This is a genomic window from Parapedobacter tibetensis, from assembly GCF_024704835.1.
In the GTDB taxonomy this organism is placed as follows: Bacteria; Bacteroidota; Bacteroidia; order Sphingobacteriales; family Sphingobacteriaceae; genus Parapedobacter; species Parapedobacter tibetensis.
Window position 1 is genome coordinate 1 of sequence record NZ_JAMXBE010000010.1, and the last position, 17578, is coordinate 17578.

Consider the following 17578-nt stretch of genomic DNA (forward strand, 5'->3'; position numbering starts at 1 on the left):
TTGATTTCAAATACCCGTCACTTCAAGAAAAAGAAATAACGGTGACCCTTGTTGCCATAATTTGATATTAAGCCATCCCCTCGGATGGCCTTTATTTTTCAAACATATTTTTCTTCCCTTCTCCAGAAGGGAGACCTGAATTTAGCTCGATGAACAGTAAAGACACAAAACGATTCACGCTGTTATTCCACGGCAAGTCCCCCTATGCCAAAAATCCGGCGATTCCGGATTAGGGAATGTTTTCTATGGATTCGTGAGTGTTTTTCTGGATTCGTGAGCGGATTTCACGGATTCGTGAATCCCCTTACAGCATACGCTCCGGGTTGGACGAAGCAATTAATCACACGCATATTAACCTAGGATCTACCCACTGGCAGCCAAAAGCTGACAGCCAATTTGCAAATCCCAAAGCCCTTTCCTATCTTGCACCTACAAACCAACAACACTAAATCAATACCCACAGATAAAAGGATGAACAAACAGATTAATTAACCGCTTACAACCCATCACAATCCACGGATAGACATTACTAAATACTGCCATGCCGTATGAATCCTTGCAATGGTGAGGAAACACCCTCGAGTTCGAGGATGCGGATGCAATGAAACCCTATCTCTAACCACTACCTACTAACAGCAAGTGCCGGTATGTGGTTATTCAAATATAATTATGAGACAATTCAAATACTTTCAACAATGAGCAAAGCTCGGGTAGCAGGCTACAGATTGGTAGCTGCGATTTTCTTATTGGAATCCTGCATATCGGGCACACCTGATCGGGTGGAAGCAGTTTTGCAACTCTCGGATGATAATAGGCCGGAGCTCCAGAAAGTCATTACGTATTATAAACAAAAGGGCAACAAGGAAAAGTTAGACGCGGCCTATTATTTAATAGGTAACCTGGAAGGCAAGTCTTTTTGGGACGGGGACATCGTGATGGATTTCGATTCCATATTTTATTACCTGGATTCGTTGGACCGGGAAAACGTACTCGTGACCATTGGCTCCCCACTTGTGGAACGGCGATGGACATCCCTCGAAGGCTTGTATGGAACCCCCAGTTCCTCGGTGGCCGAACTTTGGCATGACTACGAGTACCTGAATGCTGATCACTTCATTGCCCACATTGACCAAGCGTTTCGCTTGAGAGAAGAATTGCCGTGGGCCAAGCGGTTGTCCTTCGGGGAGTTTTGCGAGTACATACTTCCCCATAGAATTGGTAATGAACGTCCTGAGCTATGGAATGCCAAGATTTACGAGGATTTCCAAGCATTCCGCGACACCGCTGAGGCACAAAACAGGCTGCAACTGACGGCTAATATCCAAGCATATCTAAAAAGTAAGATATTTTCGAACAGGACTTTCTGGAAATACCCATTTGATATACCCGCAAGTAAAATGGAAATAGGCAAGCGCGGTGCATGCCGACACCTTGTCATCCATACATCGATGGTAATGAGGGCCAACGGGCTACCCGTAGGGATGGACCATATACCGCTTTGGGGCAACCGCAATGGGGGGCATTATTGGAATACATTGCTACAGGAAGATGGCAGCTATTTCGCGTTTGATGCTGTCGGTGGGCGGCCATTCGGGCAATTTGAACGTCCGCATTATTCCATTGCCAAAGTATACCGGCATACGTTCCGCTTGCAAGACCTAGACCTGCCACCGGATGCCGCAGAAGATATTCCTGCTGCGTTGCTGGCACGCGACAGGATAGACGTTACCGCCGAATACACCGACGTGTATGATTTGGCCATACCGCTCACCTACCCCTTTAAGGAAGGCAACAAGAAGTTCGCGGTCATCTGCACATTTGACAATAAGAATTGGCAGGCTCAACACTGGGGCGAAATAAATGGTGGAAAGGCTATGTTCAAAGACATGGGCGCAGGGGTAGTATATATAGCCATGTACTACGATGGAAAAACATACTATCCCGCAAGCGATCCGTTCTTGCTGAACAAAAATGGGGACACAAGGTATTTACACATATCCCGACACGAGAAACAGGATATGGTTTTAAAAAGGAAATTTCCCCGGTTCCCTGCCATCGAGGACTATCAAAAAACAATGGTAGAAGCGCATTTCCAGGCAGCAAACAACCCTGATTTCAGTGATGCCATAAACCTATTCAACATTACCCAAACACCGGATAGGGTTGAAGAAGCCACCATCAACAACAGCCGGAAGTATCGATATGTAAGGTACTTTTCTGGCCCGTCATACCGCACGGATGTGGCCGAACTTCAATTTTACGGTTCGGCAAACGGGGCATTGGACGGCACCAAACTGTCTGGACGTATTATGGGTTATCCGGAGGTGCCACCAACCTATGGAACACCTTATGAGCTTGCATTTGACGGCAGCTTGGAAACCTTCTTTTCAGCGTATAACGATGAGCAGCCCAGTTGGGTGGGATTGGATTTGGGAAAGCCCCATTACCTGACAAAGGTCAAATTCGCGCCGAGAAGCGATACGAATTTCATCCTCATAGGCGATACTTATGAACTGTGCTATTGGGATGGGGGCCGGTGGATATCCATGGGTAAGCAAGTGGCTCGGGAGCAGGAGCTCCACTACCGGCAAATACCCGCTAACGGGCTTTACCTGCTCCACAACCTCACGAGGGGCAAGGAAGAACGTATCTTCACCTACGAAAACGATCGACAGGTATGGTGGTGAGGAGAGAGGCCTGGGTACCGATGGGTGTTGCTGTATTTGCGTTGCTGGCCGCCGTCTATCTCGGCAGCCGTGCGTTTGTGCTAGGCTATGCTACGGCAATGGTTTTTCTCCTCTTCGCACTGAATAAATTCCGTGTAAAGAAGCTCGCAATCATCGGGGCGGCATGCCTGCTGCTGGCGGCGGCCTCCATACTGGCATTGGCTTTTAAGACGGACTCATCCAAAGGGCGTATGCTTATCTACAAGGTTTCCTCCAGCATATTAAAGGAACATTGGCCGAAAGGGATAGGCCATGACAAGTTCAAGACGACATACCTACACTACCAGGCGGCCTATTTCAGCGAAGGTGAATATACGGAGAAAGAGCTCCTCCTTGCAGGCAACACATACTATGCGTTCAATGACCATTACCAATATGCAATCGAATGGGGTTTATTGGGCGCATTGGCAATGTCGGTAGCGATAGGGGTTCTCCTGTATGGCATCGTCCGCGTATACCGGCGGCAACATCAAGGAAAACGTACGCTATACCACATTGCATGTGTACAACTCATCGCCATCCTTATCGCAGCGTTTTTCACGCATGTATACGATAAATTGCTTTTCCAATTGCTGGCGCTATGCTGCATAGGTGTCATTGTACGGGAAGCCACAAAGCCCGATAGAGTAGGTGCCGTATTATCCGCCACGGCTGGCCTTGCCATTGCGGTCCTGTTGCTTTATTATTCAGTGGGCCATAAAGTTCGTCACGCCGATGACCACAGGCATTGGAAAGAAGGCTTGGCCCTTTCGAGGGCTGGGATTGCCCAGGAGGGGTTGGCCATGTTTGAGACGGCTTACCCAAACTTGCATAACCACGGCCCGTTTCTCGAAAGTTATGGTTATCAACTTTTTTCGCTCAGGCACTATGAAAAGGCCGCGGCTATTTTGCAGGAGGCGCTGCAATATCGCCTGCACCATCGCATTTACCTAGCATTAGGCAAGTGCTATATGGAAATGGGGCGGGTTCCTGAAGCGGAAAAAGCACTGCTTAAGGCCGTTCATATGGTGCCTAACCGGTTTGAAAGCCGCCTTGCCCTGTTTGATTTCTATGATCGGACCGGTAGGGACAGCGATGCAACCAGATGGGGCGTCTCGATTCTGGAACTCCCCATTAAGGTTCCGTCGCTACATGTAGACAGGATCAGGGAGGAAGTGGCCAACCGCATCAAAAATTAAGATGCCATGTGATGCAATGGTACGAAAAACACATTCCATGCAGGTTTCTCCGTCCTCGATTGAATATTTGTTGAAATTAATTTTGAAATCCAAATACTTTTACTGTATTTAGCGGTAACGTAACCGTAACGAATTTTCATTGATTATACAGCCTTAACGACACCACTAAAAACATCACCTTAACAAAACCTAGCTATGAAAAGACAGACCCAATTCCTGCTGCTTGCCTTTCTGGTAAGTATATTCTCTTGCCAGAAGGAATTCACCGAAAACATCGATGATGCAGGGAGCAAGGAAATTGCTGATTTCACAAAGGCCGGCAGGGCCTACTACCACCGGGAACTTAAAGTGAGAATGCAGAAGAGGCTGGCCGATGGGCGCATGCAAATCCTTGCCACGAAAAGCCCCGATAGGTTTTCAGCTGATAACGTGCACATCTATTCCATATGGAAAAAGGCCTATACATCACAAGTGGCAGGAACCCTTGCCCTCGAAGTGCCCATCTCGTACTCCAAGCGCTTGGTGTCGCTGATTGCCGTACCCCGTGATAGCCTTGGTTATATACCGGACCAAACCATGCTAAGCACCATATTTGACCGACTGGTCATTTATAAGCAGCAGGGCAAGGAAAGCTTCCAGCAGAAGGTGATCCGATATCATCCCGATAAGGCGTACCTTGAGAGACACAAATACGATGTTAGCCACAATTATCTTACCCGGCTCGATGAGGATTTTACCGGATATCTCGAGTACCTCACGCTGGAAGGCGACCGCACTGCCATTGTACGCGTAGTGGACGGCAGACCGGTGAAACGGTACATCACGCGCACACCCAACGTGCAGCTATCAATGAAGGCCAAAGACGTGGTGCCGGATAGTGCGGATACCATGACACCAATGTCTGGTGATTGGGAATGCGTGGAGATATGCGAACCGATTTGGGCCGAGGTCTGTGTCGGAAACCCAGACCCAGACGACCCCGATCAAGATGATATTTGTTATGAAGAGATCGTCGACGAAGAATGCTGGGAGGATTGCTATTACGTGGACGACCCAGAGGAACCCGAGTTCTGCGATGACCCCTACAACTGGGACCTGCCAGAATGCGGCGGAGAAGGGCCGGGAGATCCAGGTCATGGTTACGATTGCAATGGGGACTTGAATGGCTCCGCATATATGAGTTACTGCGGATGTATTGGAGGGAATACTGGGCTTTCAGATTGCTCAACAGATTCCATCCAAAACGATCCATGTGATGCGGTTACGAAAGCTAACCAAATTAAAAATAAGCCAGCCGTGAGCACCGGAATAAACAACATAAAAAATAGTAGCACGGAGATTGGATATAAGTTTTTTGTAACTAGCAAGGATAATTACAATACATTTTATGTAGGACCTGCGATTAGTGGAGGAACATCAGTTTGGGCTCCTAGCTTTACTTGGAATCCATCAAATGGATACTCGATAGGCCATATGCATAACCATCCCCAAGGGTCTGCACCTAATCCTACTGATGCGATGGCAGGTATTGATCTAGCGTTTATGCAGTCTTTACATACAACCAGCGAAATCAATTTTTATACAAAGAACTTCAGTTCGGTTATTGTGACCAGTAGTTATATATATACTATTACCATCAAAAATGCGGCTCAGTATAAAATAGACCAAGCTAATTTCTATGCTAATTCAACATCTGCAGAAAATACTTGGGTAACTCACGGTCAAAGCTATTTAAATTCAAATGCATCTGCATCGGTTCAAGAAGCAGGAGAGTATGCATTACTCAAAATGTATGGTAACTCTATCAATCTCACGCGACAGAGTGTAAATTCCAATAATAATAACATAGAATTGAGATTAAACACAAGCAATAAAGTTGTATCTTTTAATCCATGTAATCCTTAATTTAGTTTGAATAGTATGAAAAATTTAATGATAACAACTTGTCTGATACTTTCAATATTTTTTTGTTTTGGGCAAAAAACATTGAGTGAGGTTAACTTAAAAAACGAACAGCTAGAGGAAATTAGCTCCTCCTCCATTCCTGATATCCAAGCTTATCAGAGAGAGAAATTTAAAAACCCGAGAGGGGGGTTCTTTACTGCCGTAGAACTAGGATTAGGCGAACACAGTAAAATTTATAAACTAAAAGGAAGCGATGATTTAATTCAAATCACCCCACGGCTCAATAAAGAATTAGTAGCTAATTGGGATAAAGCTGTTTTGGGATATGTTGAAACTCTTACCCCAGTATCCCATAATAATTTCGAGAGATATACGGAACATATTAATAACCAAAACTCTAAAGCTATTATTTTTTTTATTAAAGATTATAAACTGACCAACTCTAATTTTATTTTGTATAAAAACACAGATAAAAAGATAGCACTTTTAATAACATACATCAGTAATTCTCCAGACGACGTCAAAATCGATAATATGCGGAAAATAGTAAATGATTTAAAAATTGAATAGCCATTTTGAACGTAAGAGATGTCGCCGTTGCAAGGAGAAATTTACTGTTCACCATCTGTTTGCTAATCTCGGTATTTCCCCTTTTCGTAGAAAAAAGGTTAGCTGCCTATGGTAAACGGGCAGGTATTGATGCCAGGCTAAGCTGCTTTCCTTAGCAAAATTCAAGTAGACAGAGATAGAATTTTAAATACAATAGCGACCGAACAATATGGAATCGACAGGAATGGGAACTCAACAATTGATCAACAAAAAGGTGATGCGGGCAGATGCTAGCATTATTTCAATTTTATCATTTCTTCTACTTTTATTCATCTCTTGTACATCGGTAAAAAAAAGCGGCTTACAAAAGTAGCGATGGCCGAATTGACAATTGCGGAAAGTTCACGGTGCGTTATGAATCCGATACGAATATGCAAGACCGAATGACAATCGTTTGGTGTTGCAAGAACATGCAGCGAGGTGTAGCTGCAAAGGGTACATTGGTATTTGTATATGATCATTCGGGGCGCCTGAAGACGGAAACAATTTCCGATGATCATGGGCTGTACGAAGTCAAACTGGAACCAGGCCAATACAATTTCGTTTTTGTAACCCCAAGCGTAGGGAAACTGTCAACGGATTTGATTGATGTTATCGGGTCAAAAACAACGTGTAAGCTTGGATGTTTATCTTCCTAACGGCGCCGGTTTCATAAATGAAATAGAAGATCCCATACTTAGGAACCGACTTGATTCCCTAAAAAGGACTATGAATCCTAAATAGTACGACCGTTAATAAAACGATTTAAGAGGCTATAAAATTGGTGTTTCAAATCACTCTGTCAACGCCAATATTCCTAATACCCCGGCAGGGAAATTCACAAATACTCCGGCAGACTTAGGTCAAACGTTGAGAAATTTACCGGGATCAGATACAGGCGGAGGCGATGCCCCAGCTCGTAAGGGGCCCCGCTATTAACGGAAAGAATTGAAAAATGGCAAAGAAAAAGTGTATTCTAACCGTACTGTTGGTGGTGAGTAGCTTCTTATTGGGGTTTTCGCCTGAGTTTTCGGTTTATATCCTTTCCATAGAAATCGGTATCATCAGGAGCTTTCCCAATCCCAATAATAGCGCGATATTCCATTTACAATTCTTTTTGCTTATTATCGCTCATTTAGGTGTAATAGCGCTGTTATTTCTTCAGTGCTCCCCCAAGTACTTTGATACATTTTTAGCATATTTCCCTCCACTGCTCGTTGTATCGTATGTATGGATTGCCATCATAGCGGTGGTATTTTATCCCATTCTATGGCTGAGTATTGTTGTGTTTATCACAATATGGCTTGTTCTCCTAATAATGGATAAAAAAGGAGATTAATTCGAAAAATTCAACGATCGGCAGCCGCTATTTAGTAAAGGAAGTCGTTGACATCCTTTGTCGTGTGCAAACGTGTATAATTCTGGGGGATATGTACAGGATTTTGAAACGGCAATATTTTAGATTTTATAAACATACATATCTTAGCAAGTTGACTGTTATGAAAGTGTTAATTTTATTCACCTATTTTATAATATTAGCTAGCTGCACTTCGGCTCAATCCTTTCAAAACAGGGCAGGTATTATCAGGGAATTTTTGTTAGAAGTGCAGCGCGCGGAAAAAGCGACTGCGGACATTATAGCGGAATTCTTCCCCGTGCCGGGACAGACTCTTCAAGAACAAGAAAGGGTAAGGATCTTGGAATTGCAACTGGAGGATTTGCATAAAAGGTTGAAAGATGTTAATATTGAAGAACTAACCATCCTTGAATATGCGCATATGGATGCAGAAAATAAAAATATCCTGACGGAACGTCCGGCGGATATTTATATTATAGAATATGAAGGGCAATTTTTTCTGCCAGTGCTTTTTAACGATAAAAAAATTGAATCAGTGAGTGTAATGAATAAAGGTGCAAGGAGATGGTTCTTTTAAACGTTTGAATATGTATACCAATGGGTATCCTGAAACGATTCACGCTGTTATTCCACGGCAAGTCCCCCCATTGGCGGAAAGCGGCCGATGCGATAAACACCATGCCAAAAATCCGGCGATTTCGGATTAGGGAATGTTTTCTATGGATTCGTGAGCGGATTTCACGGATTCGTGAATCCCCTTTTAGCATACGCTCCAGGTTGGACGGAGCACAATTCATCACACGCATATTAACCTAGCATCCACCCACTATCAAAGCCTTAGGAGAAGAAATTATTTTTATTTAAACAAACTTATTTCTTATCTTTGTACCGGAGGCTTTGCCAGCAGTGGCATTGCCTTTTTTATTTATACAACCGATATACTCCATATTTCGTATTCTTCACCGTCATTGATTTCCCGGAATGTACGATAGCGTAAGGGTTTGATAATATTCAGGAACGAGTCGAGTTCGCGTCGGCATGTCTTGTCTAATTTGCCAGATCGGAAATTCCAAGAGAGAATGTAAGCCATGAAATCCACGATTTGGATTCCGGTTGTCAGGTCGCTATGTACAAAGAACGGTTCGGGGATGATTAAGCTAGACCGGGTCCGTCCCTTTCGAGTACGTTTGAAGTATTTTTCCATCTGATCGAGCACCAAATGGCTTGCAGATTTATCCAGTTCGTCGAACACTACGATTCCCTGATGTTCATCGTGTTTATCTTCCAGAAAATAATAAAACCGTTCAAATAAATACACATAGTCCTTACGCAGCATATGATCTTCGTCTGGTAACGTAGTATGGTCATGTACGATAGAGGCGAAAACCTTACAACGGAATTGGTGACATAGTTCAAGGAGTTGAGTCACGTAGTCCAGCTTGGCCTGAGCCAGTGCGGTTAGGCTTTCTTTGGTAACCTGTTCTCCGTTATCCAATGCCGATTTTGCCAACATCGTTCGGCTTTCTAACGGAATCGTTGACATTTGGTTAGCCAAACGGAATGTCTTGCGTTTCAAAAACTTCTTTGCCTTAATTTCGTTCCGCGTATCACGGTATTTACGACCGAAACACTTCATCTCTAAATCATGAACGGCTTTAATCATCGTCCACAAATCGTCGTCAAGGATGGCAATACCGGCTAAAACCTCGTAAGGAGAATCGTGATGATCCTGCCCACTTTCATCGATGAACATAAAATAGGCCATAAGTCGAAGGTCAATGTTATTGGCAAAACTTAGTTGCTAACAAATGTAGTAAATAAGATTTAGATATGGAATAGTTGTTAGCTTAGTTTTTGAAGTGTGTTAGGGGGTGGTTAGTTTCTCTTGGCAAACACGGTCTCGTAGTGCTCTATCGTTGGGAATGGGTCGTAGTAATGATGCAGCAGGCTTTTCCATTCTAGGTATTCAGGTGATGAACGGAAACCCACGGTATGATCCGTCAAGGTTTCCCAATCCACCAATAGGATATATTTGCCCGGTTCTTCCATGCATTTTCGCAACGTGTGGCCTTTATATCCGACAATGGCACTTATGAATCGGCTGGCCAGGACAAAATCCTGTTCAAACTTATCTTCAAGTCCCATCTTCACATTCAATATCGCTACTTCGTGAATCATCAATCTTTGTTTGTTGCCAAATTTAGCCAATTATGCTAGCTACGCAAGTTTGGCCGGTGATTAGGTATCACCTTCCGGTTTCCCGTAATGTCCTCACCATTCCTTCCGTTACCTTTGGCTAATCAAAATTTGTAATTGTCAATCGGATGTTTTACCTTGCATGTTATAACGACCATATAAGCCAATAGGCCTAAGAAATACATTTAATGAGACAACAACAACATATAATCAGCCCAATTCACTAACCATTAACTATCAATAAAACGACCAACACAAACCATCATGCGTAAGCGTATCGTCTACCTTTTCCTCGTATTGGGGTTCCTACTGCCTGCGGCTTCGAATGTGCAGGGTAGGGAAGTGGCCTATACCACTACCGAGCAAAAGGACGCCACGGTATATATTACCAAAACAGGGGAGAAGTATCACCAGGCAGGGTGCCGGTATTTGGCCAAAAGCCAGATTAAGACCACCAAGAAGGAAGCTGCGAAGAATGGATATGGAGCGTGTAAGGTGTGTAAGCCATTATGGAAGTGGTTGACGCAATTATATACCCCATTCACCAGTTTATGGGAAACCGTAAGGGAATGGGTTTTCGTAGGGTTAGTTTTGGGAAATTGGAAAGCCGGAGGCGGTTGTATATCTAGGTTTTCAATAGGACGGGATGAGTATGACCTTATAATAGTGAGAATAATTATGACAATGAGAGTTCGAGTCTCTCTCTGGGCCAATCCAAATTGCGTGTCACGGAATAATGTAAGTGGCCCCTCGATACAAACAAAGAAAACGAGGACGATAAAACACTTAATAAGTTAATGAACATCCTCCACACCGCCGATTGGGTATTGGGCCAATTCTTCCCCGATTACGACCATACGAACATGGGTGGAAACTTAAGAGAATTTAAGAAATGCAATTTATTTTATGTCTGGAATGTTAATATAAAGACCTCATCATCCACTCTTTTTATTTTTTATATAGATATGAATTCATATTTAAGCTCGAAAGTGATAGAAACATTTAGCAATATGTACTGAAAGAGGAAGAGATGACAGTAGAGGAAGTATTAAATTATCCTTTTTAAATAGGCAAACTATTGAGTAAATAATTTCAATATGATAGACCAATCATTTTCACGGAAAAACATAGAAGAAATCTTTGATGCTGAAAATAAGAGAGGAGTAAATATTGAGCGCATGTTTGAAGGTGCTTTCCGTGAAAGTATCGCGCTTACTGCTGACTTAAAGAGTATAAGAAAGCAAATCAAGTTTACCCATGATCTTGAAACTAGAAAATCACTAATTGACGACCTAAACAATCAAACGGAAACTCGAAAAGAAATATTAACAGATATTTTTGAGAATATTTCTAATCATTTAAAAGGCTATAATCCAGAAGTTATTCATAAGCTAATTGACTCCAAGAGTTGTTATACCTTAAGCCCTACAGTTGAAAGCTTTTTTTATTCTAAAATAATTCAGAAAAACCTCCGAGATACCTATAAAATCAAGCAACTTTCGAGATATCATATTTTAAAGTCTGTTATCCATTTTGTGTCGGATAAATTCCCAAAAGTTATCATTAGAACTGACATTAAAAACTTCTACGAAAGCATCCCTCAAGAAGATATCATCAATCAATTGAGCAACGACCATCTTGTCACAGTAAACACAAAGAGATGCATCCTAAATATATTGGAGAGCTTCAACAGTTTAACTGGGAATACTGTAAAAAAAGGTTTACCTAGAGGCATTGGCATTAGTGCTTATCTGTCTGAGATCTACATGCGGCAAATAGATAAGCAGATTAATAAGATTGAAGACTTAGTTTATTTTGCACGGTATGTTGATGATATTATCGTAATATTTGTTCCTTCCCAAAAGAATCTATATACCGCAGAAGATTACATAAATGAAATTAAAAATATCATCCAAATAGAATCTAATGGGGCATTAGTAATAAATGAGGAGAAAACTAATGATTTTGACTTGCAATCTGATTCCAAGGAGATTGTTATAATAAAGAATGAATTTAACTCAGCATCCTATTCCATAAAAGATATCAAATACGACAAAGGAATTCAATATCTAGGTTATTTCATTGGATTAAAAGAAACCAAAATAATAAGGGATGGCACGACAAAACTATCTTACGAAATCGCAGTTGACATATCAGACAAAAAGGTAAAAGACTATAAAACTAAAATCAAATTGTCGTTTGAGTATTTTATAAGAAAAAAGAAACACAACCCTAAATATGCATTCGAATTATTAAGGAGTCGATTAATATATTTAATGACAAACACTCAATTAAGTAACAACAAATCAAATGTTTTCGTAGGGCTGTATTATTCCTATCCATTTATTACCGAAAATCTGAATCTGAAAAAACTTGACAGATCATTGGTTTATTACACAGGACGAAGCAGATTGAGTTTTGATGAAAAACTAAAATTGAAAAATCTATCCTTTGCTGAATATTATAGTAAAAAGGAGTTTATGAAACATTGTTTGAGTAATAAGAAATATAAAAATTATAATGCCGTTGATTCGAATTCAATTAATTTAGAAAATAATGGCGTTCTGAAATTTGGTATAAGAGAAATCACATCTATCTGGAAAAAATGAGATACAAGAAATCAATTGGCTACAAAGATGCTAGAGTAGTATTGTCTGATATATTACCATATGAAGTACCTCCATTCTTCAGTAATAGAAAATTTTATGATTTCATTGTTCAATTCAACATTCATATTGAAAATAATAAACTTAAAATAAAAAAAGGTTTATCTGATGAAATCAGAAACATCATTATACTACTGTTTGGGTTAGATTTTAGAAATAGTAATTTTGTCCGAACTGATTCAAATGAAAAGTATGACTATTTTAAGATACCAAACAAACATAATCAAACTATTCCTTTTGATTTTAAGATCTCGCATAAAGATAATGATTATAGGAGATTATTTGTCATCCATCCCTTTAGTCAACTTGAGATAATTGATTTTTATAAAAAGCATAATTCTACAATGCTTTACTATACTTCTCGATCTAAATTTTCCCTCCGAAAACCACATAGAATCGCCTCATTACGATTCTTTAAAAACACACTTAAATCTCAAAAGGCAAAAGCAGAAGAATTCATTGAGCTAGATAAAAAGGAATACAGAAGCTTAAAAACATACTTCTCTTATGAAAAATATAGCAATATTTATAAGTATTATGAATCTTACGACTTTCAAAGAGCTGAAAAAAAATTCAATTTCCTCTTGAAATTTGATATTTCGAGATGCTTCGACAGTATTTATACTCACTCGATTATATGGGCCACAATTAATAAAAAAGCTTCAAAAGACAATCTGAACTGCAAGGCGACCTTTGGACATGACTTTGATACACTAATGCAAAGGCATAATTACAATGAAACAAATGGCATTGTAATCGGGCCAGAATATTCAAGAATTTTTGCAGAAATCATCCTGCAAAAAGTAGATCATAATGTAGAGAACACACTTGATAAAAGAGATAAAAAGAATAACCTTGATTATGAAATTGCAAGATATGTTGATGACTATTTTATTTATTACAACGATCAAGATGTTAAAGAGCTTATAATCTCTACTTTCAAGAAGGAGCTTCAAGAATACAATCTATATTTTAACGAATCGAAAACAAAAGAATATTCCAAACCCATTATCACGGAAATATCTATTGCTAAGGAGGAAATAAAAAAGCTCCTGAATAATTCTATCATCTTCAAATTTAACGAGAATAAACCAGAAGGAATAAGGTATTATCTTGCGAAGGACATTATAACAAACTATAAACGTATTCTAAAAAGCACCCAAACTAGTTATAAGGATTTACAAAACTATTTTTTAGCGAGCATATACAGAAATTTGACTAAGCTCTTTAAAGAAATATCTAAAGAGCAAAATGCATTGATAAAAATCTATAAAGATTTAAGAACAGCTCCGTCATCGGAGGATCTCAACCTAAGGTTTGCAGAAGTTTCGTCGGATTTAAAAAAAAAGCATAAAAGCTTGGTGAATAAGATAATGGAAATCATTGAGCTTTCATTTTTTATTTATACCGTTTTGCCTAGAGTCTCCTATTCAATAAAGCTATGTCAGGTTTTAATTACTATCATTTCTTTCATAAAAAATGCTGAAAAAACAGTCAATATGCTGAAAATGAATGGTGTAATAATTAAAGACAGTAATATTCTTCTAACGTTTGATTTTGACACTAAACATGATATTTTTAAACGAATATATGATGGAATAGCCACAATATTAGGCAAGAAGGTCATTAATGAATACTCTGAGATCGAAACATTATATTTATTACCAGTCATTGAAAATCTCGGTAAAGAGTATAGTGTCAGTAACGATATATTAAACAAACACTTTTTATTAGATCAACCAGAAAAAAGTACAAATTATTTTACTATCACCTTCTTGCTAACATTTCTAAAGGGCGACTCAACTTATAAAAGTCTTATTGAAATATTGCAGGGCAAAATTCTATATAGATTGAAGCATTTCAACCCAAAGGAGACAGAACATATCTTCCTCTTATTTGAAACTTTAACAAACCCGTATTTTGGCTATAACAAGAATAATCTTAATGAGTTTAAAACCAAAGTTTTGGATTCCATACGTTTTTTTGCGAACAATATATCTAGTGCTGACAAGAATAATTTCATATCTTCGATTTCAAATTTTAAAAAAATGTATTTTTTTGATTGGAGAAATCCTAACTTTGGAAAAGAGCTTAATACTAAAAGAGGGCACGAAGTTTACTAACATAAAGATTCATGGAGAAATCTAAAAGCCTTAAAATTATTGGTAGAGTTTCTAATTTTGATGTGGACGGCTTTTCTCAATTTCTTCATTGAAATTTTGAGTGGCTTTTTAAGTGAAAATTAGTGATGGATAGGTAACCAACACACACAATCTCCCAAAAAGCAATTATTGTTTTTATGAGACGAGCTTAGAGAACTCGTCTCTTTTTGTTTACAATAGATTCAGAGATCACATTGTAATGTTGCCCCGCCCCATTGTTCTGCAAGTCGATTTTAGACCAGTCAGGGCAGCCGTACTGGTAGTTACGGCACTTTTGACTGCTTTATTGTCGCCTTATCATCATGCCAGATGCGGCTTTATCTAAACATCTACCGCATGTAACCAACATGGTTGTTTAGCTTTATTCAGCCACCTCTGCTAAATCCTCTCCAACAATTCCGATTTTACCAATTCGTAAGCCTTCTCGTTATCGTATTCCACGCCGGGGCGTAGTATAAAGCTGATGTCCTTTGTGAACTCAGGATCTTTCATTTTTTCTTCCATGTTGAGTATGAACATTTTTTGCGTCGGCGGCTGGGCTACCGAGAAGTCCATATATGCTTTATAGCATTCGATTATTTTGCCTGTATCCAGCTTCATGTTTTCCAAAGCCCAATACAAGTCAAAGAGATCGCGTCCTTTGCGACGCTGGTACAGCGCACGAAGCTTGGTGCTCAATAATTCTTCCGGAAGGTACGTGTGTAAGGTGCATTCACCCGTGAACCAACCATTGTTCACTACAAAGGGATAATTCTCAAATCCGAATACGCTGAAATGTTCTTTGCAATTGATTTCGATTTTTAACCGCATATTAATCACCGGCGCAATCTCCGAATCGAACCGGTAAATAATGGTGTTGTTATGCGCACGTGGCATCACGGTACGTTTCAACCCAAGGAACTTCAACCGGTCACGGATGCGTTTCAGTATGGGGCCAATGGCACCTTCCTTCACTTGTACCAGATCAATGTCCTCGGAATATCTGATTTGGGGTGACAGGTAGAGCTTGTGTAGCGCCGTTCCTCCCCGGAAGGCGAGATGCTCATGCAACATTTCATCGGTGAACAATTCCACCAATGCACGCTCGATGACAAGGTCTTGCTCCACCTGTGCGTTGTCAGGCCATGGCGCATGGTTTTTCCATTCTTCGATATACCGGCGTGGGATCATAAATCTGCCTCCAGTTCCGTGTTCACGATGATTTTCCAGCGGTTATCCGAATCGCCTTCTTTGCCCTTATTGGGGGATAGAGGGGTCAGGTAATACCGTTGTCCCTCCAAAACTCGGTATAGCGCTTCTGCCAATTTCTCCTCTCCGAGTTTGTCCAGTAGAAAGCCTAATCGCTGTATTGCTGCTATTTGCGGGTAGCGCTTAGCCGTTTGCAAAAGGCTGTTTATCTTGAACTTTTCGACCAGTTCTATTATAATAGTGTAGCTTCGATTCAATCCGGTGCTTTCCAAATAATACAACAAATCCAGTGCGGTCAGTTCCGGTGTTGATACATTGATATAGCCCGCATCCGTTTTGATTTGGACAATGTCAGTTTCGTCCCATTCCTTTTTGACGTAGAAATTTATTTTCAAGCCATTGTTTTCGACAGCCCTTAATGGTGGCCGCTCAATGACGACGAAATATTCCATCGGCTGTTGGTGGCTTGCACCATGTAGGGCGGACGCAGAAAGCAACCCTACATAATAGGATCTTTCAAGTGCTACCATCATGTCGTCGATAAACAACGCTGGAGGAATCATGCCTTGCCGAGCATACTCTGGGGATATAATTACATAATATCCTTTACGGATCTGTACAATACGGTTCTTCTGCTTTAGTCGGAAAAGCGCTTGCAGAAGCGCTTTTCCAGTCAATTCGAAATGTGCTTTGGTCTCTTCCAGCGAAAAGGCATGTCTACCTTGTGAACGCAGGTCATCCACAAAATCTTCTAACGTGCTGATATGCTGAATCAATGCGGGCATTGGCGTATTTGTCTTTGCGTTTTTTAAGGTTAAGCAAATGTATGTTTTAGGTTTGGTATATCAAAGTTTATTGTAGTTTTTGTTTGCGAAACACTACGATTTTCGTAGTGTTTCGCAAACAAAAACTAAAGTAGTTTAGCGGTCGAACTGCGGATCACCTCATCACTCAAACCCCAATCTTCCTCAACAACTCCCGCAGTAGTTTTTGAAAACGCATTAAAATCGTTGTGTCGGAGGTTCAGGCATCAAATAAAGAAGGTATTCTATGATACTCATTAGTGACTAAAAGGATTTTCGTAAAAAAAATTCCTCGATTTTGTCTTTTAAGTTTGAGTAATATTTCTTTTTTTCTTGAGTTAGTTTCGTTTCAAGTGAATAACATTCATCTACAATGCAAAGTAGCTCTTCTTTAGACTTCAAAACGAATAGTTTTTCAAATTCTACACCTAAAACATCGCATATCAGCATTATTTTATACCAAGCAGTATTATACTCTGCTCTTTCAATTCTTCCCACAGATATGCTGTCAGTTCCGCTCTTTAGACCAACTTGATGCTGGGAAAACTTTCTTTTTAATCTTTCAAGCCGAAGCATGCAGCCTACGTGAACACTAATAATTTTGATATGTATAGGCGTATTCTTTTGTGACATGTGGTAAAGGTTTCGATAAACAATATTTTTATTCGATACATATTTGTATTGAATATGATTTTTATTATATTTGCATCAGTTAATAGATGTCCCTTAGGGGAGAGGTGTTAAACAAAGAGTCTCGGTCGCAAATCCGACATTTAAATCCAATCGAGACGGTAGATTAATGCCCGTGG

Annotated in this window: 14 protein-coding genes; 9 read left to right on the plus strand and 5 right to left on the minus strand. The window is 40.2% G+C overall.

The window, feature by feature from the left end; genetic code table 11:
• Positions 1-695 precede the first annotated feature (695 nt).
• The 6 genes from NF543_RS15920 (at position 696) to NF543_RS15945 (ending at position 8331) form a co-directional block, all read left to right on the plus strand.
• Positions 696-2687: a discoidin domain-containing protein gene (locus NF543_RS15920; protein WP_257669166.1), complete on the plus strand. Its 1992-nt coding sequence runs from the start codon at positions 696-698 to the stop codon at positions 2685-2687.
• Entirely contained in the window at positions 2678-3904 is a 1227-nt protein-coding gene (locus NF543_RS15925; RefSeq protein ID WP_257669167.1) for an O-antigen ligase family protein, read from the plus strand. Before NF543_RS15920 ends, NF543_RS15925 begins: the two co-directional genes overlap by 10 nt.
• A gap of 195 nt (positions 3905-4099) precedes the next feature.
• Complete coding sequence (locus NF543_RS15930; protein ID WP_257669168.1) at positions 4100-5809, plus strand: hypothetical protein; 1710 nt, start codon at positions 4100-4102, stop codon at positions 5807-5809.
• Positions 5810-5824: 15 nt separating this feature from the next.
• Complete coding sequence (locus NF543_RS15935) at positions 5825-6379, plus strand: hypothetical protein (RefSeq protein WP_257669169.1); 555 nt, start codon at positions 5825-5827, stop codon at positions 6377-6379.
• A 973-nt stretch (positions 6380-7352) separates the two neighbouring features.
• Complete coding sequence (locus NF543_RS15940; protein ID WP_257669170.1) at positions 7353-7736, plus strand: hypothetical protein; 384 nt, start codon at positions 7353-7355, stop codon at positions 7734-7736.
• Between the two features lie 160 nt (positions 7737-7896).
• Positions 7897-8331, plus strand: coding sequence for a hypothetical protein (locus tag NF543_RS15945; RefSeq protein ID WP_257669171.1), 435 nt, complete (start codon positions 7897-7899; stop codon positions 8329-8331).
• A 348-nt stretch (positions 8332-8679) separates the two neighbouring features.
• Here NF543_RS15945 and NF543_RS15950 read toward each other — a convergent pair whose 3' ends face one another.
• Together NF543_RS15950 and NF543_RS15955 are read right to left on the minus strand one after the other, a co-directional pair.
• Positions 8680-9519 (minus strand): DUF3800 domain-containing protein, encoded by an 840-nt coding sequence (locus NF543_RS15950; RefSeq protein WP_257669172.1) that lies wholly within the window; start codon positions 9517-9519, stop codon positions 8680-8682.
• A gap of 110 nt (positions 9520-9629) precedes the next feature.
• Positions 9630-9932, minus strand: coding sequence for an antibiotic biosynthesis monooxygenase family protein (locus tag NF543_RS15955; protein ID WP_257669173.1), 303 nt, complete (start codon positions 9930-9932; stop codon positions 9630-9632).
• A 282-nt stretch (positions 9933-10214) separates the two neighbouring features.
• Between NF543_RS15955 and NF543_RS15960 the strand changes: the two genes are divergently transcribed.
• The 3 genes from NF543_RS15960 to drt3b all read left to right on the plus strand — a co-directional run bounded on the left by NF543_RS15960 (position 10215) and on the right by drt3b (position 14739).
• The gene (locus tag NF543_RS15960; protein ID WP_257669174.1) at positions 10215-10748 is read left to right on the plus strand and encodes a hypothetical protein; all 534 of its coding nucleotides are present in this window, start codon (positions 10215-10217) and stop codon (positions 10746-10748) included.
• 299 nt (positions 10749-11047) lie between these two features.
• Positions 11048-12559 carry an antiviral reverse transcriptase Drt3a gene (drt3a, locus tag NF543_RS15965; protein WP_257669175.1) on the plus strand — a complete coding sequence of 504 codons (1512 nt, stop codon included), beginning with the start codon at positions 11048-11050 and terminating at the stop codon, positions 12557-12559.
• A complete protein-coding gene (gene drt3b / locus NF543_RS15970; RefSeq protein WP_257669176.1) occupies positions 12556-14739 on the plus strand; it encodes an antiviral reverse transcriptase Drt3b in 2184 nt (727 codons plus the stop codon). The genes drt3a and drt3b overlap by 4 nt, the downstream gene beginning before the upstream one ends.
• 417 nt (positions 14740-15156) lie before the next feature.
• Here the strand turns inward: drt3b and NF543_RS15975 are convergent, their stop codons facing one another.
• The 3 genes from NF543_RS15975 to NF543_RS15985 form a co-directional block, all read right to left on the minus strand.
• On the minus strand, positions 15157-15948 hold the full coding sequence (locus tag NF543_RS15975) for a nucleotidyl transferase AbiEii/AbiGii toxin family protein (RefSeq protein WP_257669177.1): 792 nt from the start codon (positions 15946-15948) through the stop codon (positions 15157-15159).
• Positions 15945-16751: a type IV toxin-antitoxin system AbiEi family antitoxin domain-containing protein gene (locus NF543_RS15980; protein ID WP_257669178.1), complete on the minus strand. Its 807-nt coding sequence runs from the start codon at positions 16749-16751 to the stop codon at positions 15945-15947. The genes NF543_RS15975 and NF543_RS15980 overlap by 4 nt, the downstream gene beginning before the upstream one ends.
• A gap of 282 nt (positions 16752-17033) precedes the next feature.
• Entirely contained in the window at positions 17034-17402 is a 369-nt protein-coding gene (locus NF543_RS15985) for a helix-turn-helix transcriptional regulator (protein ID WP_257669179.1), read from the minus strand.
• Between the last annotated feature and the right edge of the window lie 176 nt (positions 17403-17578).